Source organism: Paenibacillus sp. FSL F4-0125 (assembly GCF_038008565.1).
Classification (GTDB): domain Bacteria; phylum Bacillota; class Bacilli; order Paenibacillales; family Paenibacillaceae; genus Paenibacillus_AQ.
On sequence record NZ_JBBOZJ010000001.1, the window covers coordinates 1,431,796 to 1,447,707 of the forward strand.

Here is a 15,912-nt window from a genome sequence, read left to right on the forward strand (position 1 = left end):
AAATATTTCAAAAGAAGAACAAGGTGACGATAGTTCAGGAGTGTTGCTCAATACACCATTGACCGCTAAACTAAAGATAGAAACGCTTAAGGGGTTATGAGAGATATGAAGATGCAAGCACCTACTATTGAACAGGCGCAGGCTGAACTGCAGAAATATTACGGTTATCCAGATTTTCGGGATGGTCAGAAGAAGATTGTTCAGAACTTGCTGGAAGGTCGCGACACGCTGGGAATTCTTCCCACTGGAGGCGGGAAGTCGATCTGCTATCAGGTTCCTGCATTGCTGCTGCCCGGACTGACATTGGTGATATCGCCATTGATCTCGCTGATGAAAGATCAGGTGGATGCATTGACCACGGCAGGTATTCCGGCAGCCTTTATTAATAGCACGTTAAGCGGAAAAGAAGTAAATGAGCGGATTCGGGCTGCCCGTCGCGGTGATTTGAAGCTGCTTTATGTCGCGCCCGAAAGACTAGAGCTGGATTGGTTCCGTCTAGAGATGGCCGAGCTGTCTATTTCCTGTGTGGCTGTAGATGAGGCACACTGTGTATCACAGTGGGGACATGATTTCCGCACAAGTTATTTGTCGGTATCGCCATTTGTGGACGAGTTGCCAGAACGACCTATCTTGGCTGCATTTACAGCGACGGCGACGCCAGAGGTTATGGAGGACATGGTTCGGCTGCTTCGTCTGCGCGAGCCAGGTATTTTCATGACTGGACTCGGAAGAGATAATCTAGCCATGTCTGTGCTACGTGGAGAGAATAAGCGGGAATTCGTCATGGACTACACAGCGACACATTCCCACCAACCGGGCATTGTATATGCGGCTACACGCAAAGAAGTAGATGATCTATATCAAAGGCTGCAGGCTTCAGGAATAGCAGCAGGCCGCTATCACGCAGGGATGAATGATCAGGAGCGGGCAGATAGTCAGGAAGGCTTCCTCTATGATGATATCCGGGTTATGGTGGCCACGAATGCCTTTGGGATGGGGATTGATAAATCCAATGTCCGTTACGTAATTCATTACAATATGCCGAAAAATATGGAAGCTTATGTTCAAGAGGCTGGTCGTGCTGGCCGTGACGGTGAACCTAGTGAGTGTATCCTGCTCTTTAGTGCGCAGGATATTATGACACAAAAGTTCCTAATTGAGCAGAATCCGCAGGATACGGACCGCAAGGCTAACGAATATCGCAAACTTCAGCAAATGATTGATTATTGCTATACTACCCGTTGTTTGCGGAGTGCTCAGCTGGATTATTTTGGTGAGGCACATGGAGACAAGCCATGCGGGATTTGCAGCTCATGTACAGATGAACGAGAGCTTGTAGATATGACTGTAGATGCACAGAAGATATTCTCTTGCATCCACCGTATGCGGGAGCGTTATGGAGTAGCGTTGGTGGCTTCTGTGCTTAAAGGTTCTCGCAATCAGAAGGTGATGCAGTATGGTTTTGATAAGCTGCCGACCCATGGTGCGATGTCGAGCCGGACGGAGAAGGAGATCTCGGAGAGTATCAATGTACTTATCTCTGAAGGATATCTGGCATTGTCTGAAGGACAATATCCGGTAGTACGGCTCCAGCCTTTGGCTGCTGAGGTACTGCGAGGACAGCGTGAGGTGATGCAGCGGGTGGCGCGGCCATCACGAGCAGGTGCGGCATCCGGTACGCGAGTTCGTAGTCGCGGACATGATTTGTCACCTTCGGCGGTCAATGAGACCGTCTTCGAGCAGCTTCGTCTGATTCGGCGGGAACTGGCAGGCCGAGAGCATGTGCCATCTTACATTATTTTTAATGATGCAACGCTGCGTGAGATGAGTGTGGTTTGTCCACAGACCGAAGCGGAAATGCTGAGAGTGAAGGGCGTAGGGGAAGTGAAATACCGGAAGTACGGTAAAGCATTCCTAGAGTTTTTTCAAAATGAAATGTAGAGAAGGTCGTGTAGCATGAAAATCATCCTAACCACATTAAACGCCAAATACATCCATACTTCACTGGCGATTCGTTTGCTAAAAGCTTACAGTGAGCATGAATTTAATGATATTCATTTGGTAGAGTACACCATCAAAGATCCCGTGATGAATATCGTGTCCGACTTGTTTCAGAAACGGCCAGATGTGATTGGCTTCTCCTGTTATATCTGGAATATCGAAGAGACGCTTAAGCTGATCGGAATTCTTAAGCAAGTGATGCCTGAGGTTACGATTGTTCTCGGAGGACCGGAAGTTTCGTATGAGCCGCTGCATTGGATGAAAAGAGAGGCCGGTATTGATTTTATTGTCAACGGAGATGGAGAAGAGACCTTTCATCATCTGCTGCAGGAGCTGAGAGACGATCGGAAATTTCATTTTGTGTATGGCGCTGCTTATCGTAAGGGAGAGGAGATCATTGTAAATCCACCTCGTCCAAAAAGCGATTTAAATACGCTGCCTACGCCTCACCGTTTTCCCGAGGATATTCCAGATTTGAGTAAACGTATTGTTTATTTTGAGACAAGCCGTGGTTGCCCGTTTAACTGTCAATTCTGTTTATCCAGCATTGAGGTAGGTGTACGTTACTATGATATTGAACGTGTGAAGTCTGATCTCCTCTACTTAATTGAGAATGGTGCCAAAATCATTAAGTTCTTGGACCGCACCTTCAATATCAATCGTAACTATGCGATGGAAATGTTTCAATTCCTGATCGACAATCATCAAGGCTGTGTATTCCAGTTTGAAATTACAGCAGATATCATGCGGCCAGAAGTTCTGGATTTCCTGTCCAAGAATGCGCCTCCGGGCATCTTCAGATTTGAGATTGGTGTACAGTCTACGAATGATGAGACGAACGAGCTCGTTAAACGCCGCCAGAATTTCAAGAAGCTGTCCCGTACCGTGATGAAGATTAAGGAAAGTCGCAATATCGATCAGCATCTAGATTTGATCGCGGGGCTTCCAATGGAGGATTACACCACCTTCCGCAAAACCTTTAATGATGTATTCGTTATGGAGCCAGAAGAGCTGCAGCTTGGATTCCTCAAAATGCTTCGGGGGACGGGCCTGCGCGCCCAGGCGGCAAAATATGAGTATACGTATATGGAACATGCCCCTTACGAAATTCTTAGCAGTCATATGATGTCCTTCTCGGATATTATCCGGTTGAAGCGGCTTGAGGATGTGCTGGAGAAATACTGGAACAGCCATCGGATGGACCATACGGCCAAATACCTGATCCGTCACGTATTTGAATCCCCATTCGATTTCTTCCAGGAGTTCGGTGACTATTGGGAAGAGAGAGGCTGGCAAAAGATTGGGCATCAACTGGAAGATCTCTTTATCCGTTTGCAGTCCTTCTTGATAGATCGCGGGACACCGTCTATGGATATTATTACGGGGTTAATGAAGCTTGATTATTTCCTAGGACACAAGTATAAGCCTCGCAAAATCTGGTGGGACTTCGTGCTGGATAAATCGGATTGGTCGAGCTACTTGAAGGATATCGCTGCTAATCCGGGTCAAATTTCTGCCCAATTGGCAGAAGCCGGACTCAGTGAAAGAGAACTGCAAAAGTATACAGTACTTGAAGTGCTGCCCTTCTCGCTAGAAGCGGTGCTGGAATCCATTAGCGGTCTACGGGCAGATGGGGGTTCAGAGGAAGAGGAAGCGGACAATGTTGTCGACGGGGTTGCACCTTCTTCAGAGTCGCTAATACAAGGAGGCACAGAGAGCGGTTTAGAAGAGTCTGTCCAAACCACAAGCTCGGCTGTAGCCGTAGCTGAACCTTCTTCCGTTCGAGAAGGTCGCACACTCCTGATCGTGATGTACCAGCAAAACGAGAGCCAACGTGCTCAGTACTATACGCTGCCACTGTAATAAGGTGGTTCAGTTTGATGGATAGACCGTTCCTTTGGGGCGGTCTATTTTTGCGTCATTCGCAATCGTCATCTGAGTCCGAAAGCAGTGGGGGGAAAGTAAAGTAGTAAGGGGTAAAGTAAGCTGCACACAACCCAAAACGAAAAGCAGCGATCCCCCAATAACGGGAGGACCGCTGCTCTACATAAAATCCACTAGCCTCAAAACTTCGGCTTTTTCTTAACTTGTAGCCGTAACCTCAGAAGGGAGATGCTGGCCTAGCCAATTAATTACATCAGCTGTAACTTGATCCCGGTTTACCTCATTTAGCATCTCGTGTCTGCCACCTGGATATAGTCGGTACTCAACGTCTGCCACTCCTCGTTTCTTATACAACTCAGCTAGACGGGGAATACCTTGTCCGGTCATCCCTACAGGATCTTTATCTCCACCAAATATATAAATGGGCTTGCTTGTACATAATGTGCTAAGTGATTCTTCGGAATGAATCTCCCTTAGGAGGTGGAAGAAGTCACGGAAAAAACGTGTCGTACAAATGGCTCCGCAGAATGGATCGGAAATGTACTTATCAACTTCATCAGCATCGCTGCTCAGCCAGTCATAAGCTGTTCTTACGGGAGAAAAGGCACGGTTGTAACTGCCGAATACTAAGCTATTCATCAATACACTGCGGTGATGTTCTCCCTTTAGCTTAAGCTGTGCACTAGCCAGAGATTCGCCAAGGCGCAGCATACCGCGGGGACCATTTGTACCGCTTAGGATAAACCCTGTATAGATTTCGTTACCTTCTTCACACATCAGCTTTTGGGCCAGAAAGGAGCCCATGCTATGAGAAAAAAGAAAGATGGGCTTTCCTTCATGTTTGGAGAGTGCTTTGGCGGCTACCTGAAGCAGGTTGCGCCGCATCCAATAGAATCCGTCTTCTCCGACATCGCCGAGCAAATTGACTTGACCAGCGGTTTTACCATGTCCCCGGTGGTCATTTACATATACTGCATAACCTATTCCGGTTAATGCTTCCGCAAACCGAGCGTAACGGACAGCCGTTTCGCACATTCCGTGAGAAATTTGCACGATACCCTTAACTGGAACATCGGATTCAGGTAACCATTCATAGACATGGATATTTACACCTATGGGATCCGTTAGGGTAAAACTGTTTTCCTTCATGGTCCATTCCTCCTAAAGGTTCTCGACTTATGGTAAATAAGAACGAAGCACAGTAGAATGACCTTCGATAGCGTAACGGCCGAGGTTGGAAGGAATCAGATAGCATTCTCCTGCAGCATAAGGCTGAGAGCCGCCATCCCAAGTAAGATGTCCACTGCCTTCACAGATCACTAGAATAGTGAAGCTGTCTTCTGTAGTGGTGAGGTCCCATGAACCATTTACGATTCCCTTTTCTACGATAAAATATGGTGAAGCAGCAAGCTGCAACCACTCTCCAGGGACTGCGTTATCTGTCTTCATTGAAGTAGCCCCGGCGCCTTCATAGGCTGTCACATTAAGTGAATCTTCAATATGCAGCTCGCGTGGCTTTCCGTCCAGTCCTGGACGGTCATAGTCATAAATGCGGTATGTAGTGTCGGAATTTTGCTGAATCTCTGCTACAACGACACCAGCGCATAGCGCATGAACGGTTCCGGCTGGAATATAGAAGGAGTCTCCTGCGGAGACAGATACTTCTTGAAGGCTATCCATAACGGTTCCTTTCTCCAGTGCCTCGCGCAATGTTTCACGGTCAACACCATCTTTAAGACCATAAATGATCTTGGCACCTGGCTTAGCGTCTAACACGTACCACATCTCTGTTTTGCCCAGTTCACCTTGAGGTAATCCCTCATAATCATCTGTAGGGTGGACTTGAACGGAAAGATTGTCGTTGCAATCCAGCAATTTGATTAGTAGAGGGAATCTACCGCCCGCCTCTGAAATCCCTTTGCTTCCGAACCATTCATGGCCGAACTGCTCACGAATTTGATCCAAGCCTTGGCCGGCTAACGCTCCATTTACTACCGAAGACGTACCATTCGCGTGATCGGCGATCATCCAGCCTTCACCAATATGTCCCTCAGGCAGATCTAGTCCGAATTTCTCCAGCGCACGGCCACCCCAGACACGTTCTTTAAACTCCGGTTGAAATTTCAAAGGATATGGTTGTGTCATTATTACATCTTCCTTCCAAATATAAGATGGTTAATTACTTACAGATTAAGAGCGGATTCCTTTTTTCTTCTCGAGCGCAATTACATAAGGTGAATCCTTGCGCTGCAGCTGGCGGTAAACAATGCTCTGCGCTACAAGTGGGGAGACTGCCGTTGCCCATGATTCAACAGCGGCTGCTTCGAGATCTCCACCTGCATGACCGGGATAAAGAACTGCCGTAATGATTCCCCCTGGACGCAGTAACTGGAGTGAAGCCTCCAAGGCTGCAATAGAGCTGTCAGGCTGAGTAATGATATTCTTGTCGGCATCGCCCGCAGGCAAGTAGCCAAGATTAAACATCACAGCCCCAACGGTGCCATGCCAGATTGCTGGAACGGCTTCGGCCATTTCGGCGTGGCTGCGTTCCAGCAAGGTGACGTCAGCGAGCGAAGGCGCATCCTCTCTTGCAAGCCGCAGGCGATCTTCAGCCAACCTCAATGCTGCAGCTTGGATGTCGAAACCATAGACTTCCCCGCGAATTCCGGTTGTTTTGGCCAGAAAAAGCGTATCTGCACCTGTCCCCACAGTAGCATCGATCGCTCGGTCACCTAAGGTCAGTCGCTCAGAGATTAATTTATGGGCAAAGCTTAGAACGGACATAAAGCCCATCAGCTCTTCCTCCAATACTTACCCTGCCAAGTATCGCGAGCAACAAGTTCAGCGTCAATGGCATTTAGCACTTCCCATTTCTTGAGACTCCACATCGGTCCGACTAAGAGATCTCGAGGCGCGTCGCCAGTTAGACGGTGCACAATCATCTCAGGAGGCAGAATTTCGAGTGAATCGGCAATTAGCTTCACATACTCGTCCTGTTCCATGAATCGAAGCAATCCGGCTTCGTATTGCTTCACCATTGGTGTTTTACGCATGAGATGCAGAAGGTGAATCTTAATTCCTTGCACATCCATGCGAGCCACAGCAGATACCGTTTCAAGCATCATTTCATGCGTCTCTTGTGGAAGACCGTGAATGATATGGGTGCAGACACGAATGCCGTGACGCCGCAGCTTCTCAACAGCATCTACATAACACTGGCTATCGTGAGCCCGATTAATTAGCTCAGAAGTAGAGTCGTGTATAGTCTGAAGACCCATCTCTACCCACAGATACGTGCGTTCGTTTAGCTCCGCTAAATATTCGACAACATCATCTGGCAAACAGTCAGGCCGTGTAGCAATAGATAGTCCTACGACACCTGGCTGCTGCAAAATCACTTCGAAATATTCTCTAAGCTCTTCGACCGGAGCGTACGTATTGGTATAGGCCTGAAAGTATCCGATGTATTTAGCATTTGGCCATTTTAGATGCTGTTTGTCACGGATATTATTAAATTGGGTGACGAGATCATCTCGGCGACTTCCCGCAAAATCACCAGAACCTCTGGCACTGCAAAAAGTACAACCACCTTTAGCGATGGAGCCATCACGGTTGGGACAGGTAAAGCCTGCATCGAGCATAACTTTGAACACCTTGGTATTCATTTGCTCACGCATTTCATAATTCCAAGTATGGAAACGTTTATCCCCCCACAGGAGCGGAGGAGTTGTGTATTGAAGATTAGACACAAAGAGCTCCTTTCTGAAAATATAATCATGGATAAGAATCCTGATCCTTATATTTTTCTGAGACGGATGGCATCTTTATAAAAGAGAACACACAGCCGTTTCTTTATAACCCAATACATTGTATCAAAAAACAGAGCTCGGCGTAACATTCACTCCCGGGACTGGCATGAAAAATAGGCTGCAAGTAAGGCGCTTTCAACTTGAAAATGCTTACATAGTATGTTATATTCAGAGTGTGAAAAGCTGCTGTGGCATAAAGAAATTCAACCAGGAGTTCATAATTTCGTGTCGTCCGATCCATAATAATAACCGTGAGGTGATAGCAATGAATTCTCAAACGGTATATGCTGAGGGTAAAGATTCGATTGAAGTCCACTTAACGCCAGACGAAGCCCTTGCACTAACAGGCGTGGAATTTAACGGAAACCCTAAGATCAAGACAGATGCACAGCGTAAAATTCGTAGTGCATTCGAAAAAAAGACATTTGCCACAAGCTCAAATACAAAGTAGATCCTAATCTACCGGACAAGAATGAGCCTTAAATCCAAATATACACAACGAAGGAATTCCTCTGGATAGCTTATTTATGAGCTGAACCAGAGAATTCCTTTTTCTTTTTTACCCCAATCCCTTTACTTTTCGGGACAATTTCGGCACAATATTGCAAGTGACAGTTATCGTATAAGAGATAATCGGAGGAATACCTATGCGTTTACGCGGAAGAAAAGGAATACGTGAAAGTTTGGAAGAACAGACCGATCTAGTCATTCTTGACCCTCGGAGTTATAAAGGTGAGTGGTCCAAGCTGTTCGGAAATGATCATCCAATCCATGTGGAGTTCGGAATGGGCAAGGGACAGTTTATCAGCCAAATGAGCTTCAAATATCCCGATATTAATTTTATCGGCGTTGATATGTATGATGAACTGATCCGCCGTGCTGGAGATAAGGCTAGAGCAGTTTGGGAGCCAGCAGGTCATGAGACGCCACCTAATCTGAAATTGGCGCTCGCCAATATTGATTACGCAGAGGAAGTATTTGCTCCTGGAGAGCTGGAAAGAATTTATCTTAACTTCAGTGATCCGTGGCCTAAGAGTAAGCATGCTCGACGTCGTTTGACACATCCGCGTTTTCTTGACAAATATCGCGGCCTGCTAAGCGACCTAGGTGAAATTCATCTGAAAACAGATTCCCGAAGCCTATTTGAATTCTCATTGAATGCATTTGCAGACTTTGGTTTACAGATGAAAAATATTTCTTTGGACCTACATGCAGACGGCATCATAAATGAGGATCATATTATGACGGAATACGAGACGAAATTTGTCGGACGTGGCGTGAATATCCATCGTTGTGAGGCGATTGTAGGCGCAGAAGCACTCAAACAGTATCAGGCTACCCGATTAGATAAATATCGGCTGTAGTTAACAATAAAGCGGCAAGTCTCCAGAGATATGGAGGCTTGCCGCTTTATTTGCTATTCCAGTAATTCGATAATGCTTTGAGCGCTTTGTAAGGGGTGGTATCGAGCGATTTCCTCTAGATGGAGCTTCCGCTTATTCTGCACGTCTCCATAGTTGTTTAAGAGGCGTTCCATCCACATTACGACTACGTCTAAAGATTCTATCGGCTCTCCGAAGCCTGATGCAGTAAAATAGCGGCAATTCTCCTCCTCCTGCCCGGGCAGAGGGTGATAGAAAAGCATCGGAATTCCTTTAGCGAGTCCTTCACTGCAGGTCATTCCACCCGGCTTTGTGACTAGCAGATCGGATACCTCCATAAGTTTATCGATCTCACGCGTAAAGCCGATTAGAGAAATATTTGGATGATAATAACGAGGATCTTCTTTCATTTCACGCAGCAGCTTATCGTTATTTCCGAGACAAAAGACAATCTGAATCTTGTCCCGCCAGTCTGCAAGACAGGCATTTACTACCTGATCGTTCATGATCCCCCAGCCGCCGCCCATGACTAGTACTGTGGGGATATCCTTTAGATTGAATTGCTCTCGTATCTCCTGCTTTCCAGGATGCTCCCAAAAGTTAGGGTGTACGGGTATCCCGGTGACCCGAATTTTTGCAGCAGGAATGTTCCGCATGCGCAATTTGGACTTAACCTCAGGTGTTGAAACCAGATAACGGTCTACCTCTGGACTGATCCAGCTGGCATGTGCGTCATAATCCGTTATAACAGTTACGAGCGGTACCTGTAGGGTAGGATCCACTCTCTTTAGACGAGATACTACAGCACCCGGAATAAAGTGTGTACAGACAATAACGTCAGGCTTCAGCTGCATAACAACATTTTTGGTATGCGTATAAAATATACGATGCAGGGCAAGTGTGGTAAGACGATTAAATGATTTCTGATGGCGGTAGACGTAGCCCATCAGCTTTGGTTGAGTCGTTACCGTCTTGCGATAAGCGGACAGAATAATAGGTGCCATTTTGGGATTTAGAAAATTCCCTAGTTCCAGCACCTTTGTTTGTAAATTAGGTGACAGTTGGCGCAGACTGCTCGACAGTGCATAAGCAGCTTGAGTATGTCCCGCGCCAAAGCCTTCTGAGAGTATTAAGATTCTTTTTTTTTGCAATTTTGATTCACCTATTCTCAAAGGTTTTCCCGGTTTAACCTATATACTTCAGATCCATAAGGCTATGGTACCTGCTGCGACACTGGTTCCGATCACTAAGCCTGCAAATACATCCGATGGATAATGTAATCCCAGATAAATGCGTGAAAACCCGACAATACAGGCCAGGGGCAGCAGAATAACGGTCAAGGCAGGAAATGCTACCATATATGGGACCGTTGAAGCAAAGATAGCTGTAGTATGACCAGACGGAAAAGAATGATCCTTTAATGGATTACGAAATGTGTTCGTATCCGGTAACGCCAGATAAGGCCGCATGCGTGGATACAGTTTTTTGGCGACAGCAACGGGCAAATGGCTAACAGCTAGAGCTGTCATTGCTTGCAGGCTGGCAGTTCTCCATGCCTGAGGAGCAAATGCCCAGATCAGTATGTTGATAACAATTGTGCTTGTAGCTCCACCCAAATGAGTGAGATAGAAGAGCCAAAAGTTCAGAAAGCGATTATGCATTCGTCCGTTGATCCACTTAAAAAGGCGCTGCTCCCAGAGATGTAGCTTCATGAATAAATGTCTCATATCTTGTCCCTCCGCCAGTTGGCTACCGATAACAGGTGCTTATGAGCAGTCCGTTCTTTAGCATAGATCTGTCTTAATCATACTTTTTAAAGGTAGTCCATTTCAAGGAAAAGCTCAGTTTTGCTAGAAATTTGCTAGTTTTGACTTAGAGCCGCTAACGCCGTACAATGATTCAAGCGGACTAAACATGTTTAAAAGGGTAAGAGATAAATAAGGATCCTAAATCATGGATTCCATACAATTCTTTTAAACAACATATATAAAAATTGTGAAGTCTGCCGAGAATAAGAATACTCTTGGTCTATTGTAAAGGGATGCAACAAAAGGGTCAGAAGGAACGTTAAGCAAGCTAGAGAGAAAAAAAGAACACCGAGAGTGAAAAAAGGGGGCATCAAAAGGTCATGACAGACGCACTGTTTGTTACGCTCCAAGTGATCTTGGCAGCAATCGCAGTTTATCAGTTTACCTTTTCGTTATTTGGTCTACACAGGAAAAAGACAAAAACAAAGTATAAGCCAGAAAAAACATTTGCAGTACTAGTTGCTGCACATAACGAGGAAGAAGTCGTCGGCGCGTTAATGGAGAACCTGAAGCAGCTTAACTATCCTTCAGAACTGTTTGACGTATTTGTAATTTGTGACAATTGTACTGATGGTACAGCTCGCATCGTTAGAGAGCACGGAATGAACGCTTGTGTCCGCACTAACCCGAATCTGCGTGGTAAAGGTTATGCGATTGAATGGATGCTCAAGGAGCTTTGGGGCATGCAGCGTCAGTATGATGCAGTCGTAATGTTTGATGCTGATAATCTGGCACATACAGAGTTCCTAATGGAAATGAATAATGATCTTTGTTCAGGAGCACGCGTTATTCAAGGTTATATTGATACTAAGAATCCAGAAGATTCCTGGATTACTGCAGCGTATGGTGTGTCGTATTGGTATATTAACCGTTTGTGGCAACTTTCACGCCATAATTTGAATATGGCGAACTTCCTTGGGGGAACAGGAATGTGTTTCGAGACCACTCTTCTTAAAGAGATGGGCTGGGGAGCTACAAGCTTGGTTGAAGATCTAGAGTTCACGATGCGCAGTGCATCTCATGGTGTATATCCTAAGTTCAATTATGACGCAAAGGTTTTTGATGAGAAGCCTCTAACTTTCAAGGCTTCATCAAGACAGCGTCTGCGCTGGATGCAGGGACACTTTACTGTAGCACGTCGTTATTTTTTCCCATTACTTTGGCAAAGTATTAAAGAACGCAGCTTAACCAAGTTTGACCTCGCGCTTTACGGAGCGAATGTATATATTGTTTTGCTTACCTTTTTAATGACGGCGGTAATGTGGGTGGATATGGCCCTCTTTAACGGACCAAACATCGCTAATATTTACGGCAGCTTGCCAGTCTGGCTCGGTTTCCTTGCTATCGGCTTGAATCTGGTGACCTTTGGGGTTGCGATGGCTTTGGAGAAGGTTAAATTTAAGAAGGTGTACGCTTATCTGCTGTTCTTCCCAATTTACCTGATCTCTTGGTATCCTATTACGTTCTATGCGTTCTTCACGCAGAACAACAAGCAATGGAGCCATACCAAGCATACGCGTGTCGTAAGACTTGAAGAAGTGCAAAGCAAACAGGTTTAACATATTTAAAGATGTTGTATAAAAAGATTTGACACTCCGTTAGGGGTGGTGTATAGTATTCAAGTACGCAAATCATAGGGATTGCAAGAAGAAGCACCTGCTTCTCACCTGACTGGCATTTTCGCCGGCTGGTTTTGATCTCAATGCTTTATGAATGTTAATGTTCATGAACGTTGATCAAACACGGGGTGTCGGGTGTTACCGGCACCCCTTTTTTATGGAGTAGGATAGTATAGTTGCTAAAAAGATCCGGAGGTGGAGAGTTATCAGTAAGGAACATATGATCAATGATGAAATTCGGGCCAAAGAAGTTCGGTTGGTTGGTGCGGAAGGTGAACAAATCGGAATTAAACCGATCCGCGAAGCGTTGCAAATGGCGATCGATCTTAATCTAGATTTAGTCAATGTAGCACCGCAGGCTAAGCCGCCGGTATGCCGCATCATGGATTACGGCAAGTTCCGTTATGAAACGCAGAAGAAAGAGAAGGAAGCGCGTAAGAACCAGAAGATCGTTGATATCAAGGAAGTCTGGTTCCGTGCTAACATTGAGGAACATGATTATCAAACCAAGTTCCGCAATGTGATCAAGTTCTTGGGTGAAGGCGATAAAGTGAAGTGCTCCGTACGTTTCCGCGGACGTGAGATTACACATGCGAATATCGGCCAGAAAATCCTCGAGAGAGTTAAGAACGAAGTGGCTGATATATCTGTTGTTGAGCGCCAGCCTAAGCTGGAAGGTCGCAGCATGATTATGATTTTGGCTCCTAAAGCCCAATAAATCTGGAGTCACTTGCTTACCTGCAATTTGGCGCCGCATAATATTCAAGGAGGAAACACCATGCCTAAGATGAAAACACATAGCAGCCTGAAAGGTCGCTTCAAAATTACCGGAACTGGTAAAGTAACACGTTACAAAGCTCACAAAAACCACTTGCTGTCCCACAAATCTAAACGCGCTAAGCGCGTTCTGAACGGTAATCCAGTAATGGCCCCTGGGGATGTAAGACGTTTGAAACAAGGATTGGCTAACTTGAAATAGTTTATCACACATTTTTGGGAGGTTTATTAATATGGCAAGAGTTAAGGGCGGATTTGTAGTTCGTCGTAGACATAAAAAAGTGTTGAAATTGGCAAAAGGTTATTTCGGTTCTAAACACCGCATTTTTAAAACAGCTAAAGAACAAGTAATGAAATCGATGGTTTACGCTTACCGCGACCGTCGTCAAACTAAACGTAACTTCCGCAGACTGTGGATCGTTCGTATTAATGCAGCAGCTCGTTTGAATGGTCTTTCTTACAGCAAGCTTGTATACGGCCTGAAATTGGCTGGTGTAGAAGTTAACCGTAAGATGTTGGCTGATCTGGCTGTAAATGATCTTAACGCATTCAACTCATTGGCTGGTATTGCCAAAGAGAAAATCAACGCGTAAGTGTTGTGATATAATCGAAAAGCACCGTCTGCGTGTTGCCCATGCAGCGGTGCTTTTTTGTGCGGTATAAAGTGTATAGAATGAAAGCTTGTTTAAGGTATGAGAAAAAACTCTGCTTGATGCAGAGTTATTCCCAGTACTTTACAGTATTGAGTTCGGCAGCGAGTTTTTTGCTGATGGTTCTTCTCACTTTACGCAGCTCAGAACGTTCATTTGCGGATTCGTTGATCAGTTTCTCTTCATCGGTTTCCGGGATAATAGCAGGAACCGGAGTGGGAGTGCCATCCTCGCTGACTGCAACAAAGGTAAGAAATGAAGTGGCGGCTACGGCACGCTCACCCGTATATAGATTTTCTGAAATGATCTTTACAAATACCTCTATGCTTGTGCGTCCTGTCCAAGAAACGAAGGATTCGAAGCATACAGAGTCTGTAGGTCGGATGGGTCTCAAAAAGTCAACGGAGTCTGTAGAGGCTGTGACGACGTTAGCGCGGCAATGGCGCATAGCTGAAATGGAGGCTACTTCATCAATGCCACTCATAAGCTTGCCGCCAAACAATGTTTTGTGATTGTTGACATCATTAGGGAAAACACGTCCGGTTTTGAAAACGCGTGATTCACGGCAATACTTAAAAGCCGGTATCGTTTGTGGATTTTTTTCATCGGTCATATCTGATAACTTCCTTTCAGTGCAAATACTAAGCAATCATGATAATAGAAAACACATAAGTGTGCAATAATATTTGTAATGTGTTGGAATACTATACAGAAGAAATTAAGGTTTTCTAACATCATCCAAACATGATGATTACATGTCGTGTCATGGAAAGCGGTTACTTGCGAAAAAGTACAAATTATTATTGACCTGAGGTCATTTATGGACTGGATTTTAGATTTTATTGCAGTTATAATTTGATCTATGGAATGTCCAAGCAGAACACAGAAGACATCCAATATTTTAAGGGGGATCACATTCAATGAAAAAAGTTTTCAAACTATCTCTTGTAATGTTGCTGGCATTCACAGTAGTATTGGCGGGTTGCGGAAACAACAACGCTAAGAATGCTGCAAATGGCGAGACTAATGCAGGAACAAATGGCGGAACAAATGCCGGAAAAGATTTCAAATTTGGTATGGTTACTGACATCGGTGGTGTTAACGATAAGTCGTTTAACCAATCCGCATGGGAAGCATTACAAGCTCTTGAAAAAGAAACTGGCACTTCCGTTAAATATTTGCAAAGTAAATCCAATGCTGACTATGAGCCAAACCTTAACCAATTCGTTAAAGATGGCTACAACTTGACTTGGGGTATCGGTTTTGATCTTGGCGACGCAATTAAAAAGGTTGCTGGTGAGAACCCAAATGCTAACTTGGCAATTATCGATAGCGTTGTAGATGCTCCTAACGTTGCATCCGTTACTTTCTCTGAGAACGAAGGTTCTTTCTTGGTTGGTGTGGTTGCTGGTTTGACTACAAAAACTAACAAAGTAGCTTTCATTGGTGGTATGGAAAGCCCAGTAATTAAACGTTTTGAAGTAGGATTTAAAGCTGGTGTAGCGGCAGTTAACCCTGAAGCTAAAGTTACAATTACTTATGCAGGTGCATATGACAAACCGGATACTGGTAAATCCCTTGCAGCTACATTGTACAACGATGGTAATGACATCATCTTCCCTGCTGCTGGTGCAACAGGAAATGGCGTATTTAACGAAGCTAAATCCCGTAACAAAGCCGGCGGTGCTAAAGTATGGGTTATCGGTGTAGACAAAGACCAATCCATTGAATTTGGTACAGACGTAACTTTGACTTCCATGATCAAACGCGTTGACGAAGCTGTGAAGAAGGTTTCCAAAGAAGTAATCGACGGTACTTTCAAAGGCGGTACTACAACTGTTCTTGGTTTGAAAGACAATGGTGTAGGTATCTCTGATACATCTAAAGTTAACGTTTCTGAAGAGATCTTGGCTAAAGTTGAAGATTTCAAAAAACAAATCATTGATGGAACCATTACAGTTCCTGCAGAGTAATATCTCCCT

Annotated in this window: 16 protein-coding genes; 9 read left to right on the forward strand and 7 right to left on the reverse strand. The window is 45.1% G+C overall.

The window, feature by feature from the left end; translation table 11 throughout:
- Positions 1-105: 105 nt before the first annotated feature.
- Together recQ and NST74_RS06425 are read left to right on the forward strand one after the other, a co-directional pair.
- Complete coding sequence (recQ, locus tag NST74_RS06420) at positions 106-1,941, forward strand: DNA helicase RecQ (RefSeq protein WP_341111019.1); 1,836 nt, start codon at positions 106-108, stop codon at positions 1,939-1,941.
- Positions 1,942-1,956: 15 nt separating this feature from the next.
- Positions 1,957-3,864, forward strand: a complete 1,908-nt coding sequence (locus tag NST74_RS06425; RefSeq protein ID WP_341111020.1) for a B12-binding domain-containing radical SAM protein — start codon at positions 1,957-1,959, stop codon at positions 3,862-3,864.
- Between the two features lie 219 nt (positions 3,865-4,083).
- On the opposite strand, the gene NST74_RS06430 is transcribed toward NST74_RS06425, so the two are convergent.
- The 4 genes from NST74_RS06430 to NST74_RS06445 are packed head-to-tail and all read right to left on the reverse strand — an operon-like array spanning position 4,084 to position 7,634.
- Positions 4,084-5,034 carry an alpha/beta hydrolase gene (locus NST74_RS06430; protein WP_341111021.1) on the reverse strand — a complete coding sequence of 317 codons (951 nt, stop codon included), beginning with the start codon at positions 5,032-5,034 and terminating at the stop codon, positions 4,084-4,086.
- A 27-nt stretch (positions 5,035-5,061) separates the two neighbouring features.
- Complete coding sequence (locus tag NST74_RS06435) at positions 5,062-6,030, reverse strand: type I phosphomannose isomerase catalytic subunit (protein ID WP_042125055.1); 969 nt, start codon at positions 6,028-6,030, stop codon at positions 5,062-5,064.
- Positions 6,031-6,075: 45 nt separating this feature from the next.
- Positions 6,076-6,678 carry a class I SAM-dependent methyltransferase gene (locus NST74_RS06440; protein ID WP_341111022.1) on the reverse strand — a complete coding sequence of 201 codons (603 nt, stop codon included), beginning with the start codon at positions 6,676-6,678 and terminating at the stop codon, positions 6,076-6,078.
- Entirely contained in the window at positions 6,678-7,634 is a 957-nt protein-coding gene (locus NST74_RS06445; protein WP_042125059.1) for a TIGR01212 family radical SAM protein, read from the reverse strand. Before NST74_RS06445 ends, NST74_RS06440 begins: the two co-directional genes overlap by 1 nt.
- 325 nt (positions 7,635-7,959) lie before the next feature.
- Between NST74_RS06445 and NST74_RS06450 the strand changes: the two genes are divergently transcribed.
- Positions 7,960-8,145 (forward strand): hypothetical protein, encoded by a 186-nt coding sequence (locus tag NST74_RS06450; RefSeq protein WP_042125061.1) that lies wholly within the window; start codon positions 7,960-7,962, stop codon positions 8,143-8,145.
- A gap of 196 nt (positions 8,146-8,341) precedes the next feature.
- A complete protein-coding gene (trmB, locus tag NST74_RS06455) occupies positions 8,342-9,058 on the forward strand; it encodes a tRNA (guanosine(46)-N7)-methyltransferase TrmB (RefSeq protein ID WP_036679523.1) in 717 nt (238 codons plus the stop codon).
- A 53-nt stretch (positions 9,059-9,111) separates the two neighbouring features.
- Here the strand turns inward: trmB and NST74_RS06460 are convergent, their stop codons facing one another.
- The gene (locus tag NST74_RS06460; protein WP_341111024.1) at positions 9,112-10,227 is read right to left on the reverse strand and encodes an MGDG synthase family glycosyltransferase; all 1,116 of its coding nucleotides are present in this window, start codon (positions 10,225-10,227) and stop codon (positions 9,112-9,114) included.
- A 48-nt stretch (positions 10,228-10,275) separates the two neighbouring features.
- Complete coding sequence (locus tag NST74_RS06465; RefSeq protein WP_042125066.1) at positions 10,276-10,803, reverse strand: phosphatase PAP2 family protein; 528 nt, start codon at positions 10,801-10,803, stop codon at positions 10,276-10,278.
- 401 nt (positions 10,804-11,204) lie between these two features.
- Here NST74_RS06465 and NST74_RS06470 point away from each other — a divergent pair, with 401 nt between their 5' ends.
- The 4 genes from NST74_RS06470 to rplT all read left to right on the forward strand — a co-directional run bounded on the left by NST74_RS06470 (position 11,205) and on the right by rplT (position 13,873).
- On the forward strand, positions 11,205-12,443 hold the full coding sequence (locus NST74_RS06470; protein ID WP_042125070.1) for a glycosyltransferase family 2 protein: 1,239 nt from the start codon (positions 11,205-11,207) through the stop codon (positions 12,441-12,443).
- A gap of 280 nt (positions 12,444-12,723) precedes the next feature.
- Complete coding sequence (gene infC, locus NST74_RS06475; protein WP_042125071.1) at positions 12,724-13,221, forward strand: translation initiation factor IF-3; 498 nt, start codon at positions 12,724-12,726, stop codon at positions 13,219-13,221.
- A gap of 60 nt (positions 13,222-13,281) precedes the next feature.
- Complete coding sequence (rpmI, locus tag NST74_RS06480; RefSeq protein ID WP_036679507.1) at positions 13,282-13,482, forward strand: 50S ribosomal protein L35; 201 nt, start codon at positions 13,282-13,284, stop codon at positions 13,480-13,482.
- Positions 13,483-13,513: 31 nt separating this feature from the next.
- Positions 13,514-13,873 (forward strand): 50S ribosomal protein L20, encoded by a 360-nt coding sequence (rplT, locus tag NST74_RS06485; protein WP_042125073.1) that lies wholly within the window; start codon positions 13,514-13,516, stop codon positions 13,871-13,873.
- Between the two features lie 127 nt (positions 13,874-14,000).
- Here rplT and NST74_RS06490 read toward each other — a convergent pair whose 3' ends face one another.
- Positions 14,001-14,543 carry an acyl-CoA thioesterase gene (locus NST74_RS06490; RefSeq protein ID WP_341111025.1) on the reverse strand — a complete coding sequence of 181 codons (543 nt, stop codon included), beginning with the start codon at positions 14,541-14,543 and terminating at the stop codon, positions 14,001-14,003.
- Between the two features lie 307 nt (positions 14,544-14,850).
- Between NST74_RS06490 and NST74_RS06495 the strand changes: the two genes are divergently transcribed.
- On the forward strand, positions 14,851-15,903 hold the full coding sequence (locus NST74_RS06495) for a BMP family lipoprotein (RefSeq protein WP_042125078.1): 1,053 nt from the start codon (positions 14,851-14,853) through the stop codon (positions 15,901-15,903).
- Positions 15,904-15,912 lie beyond the last annotated feature (9 nt).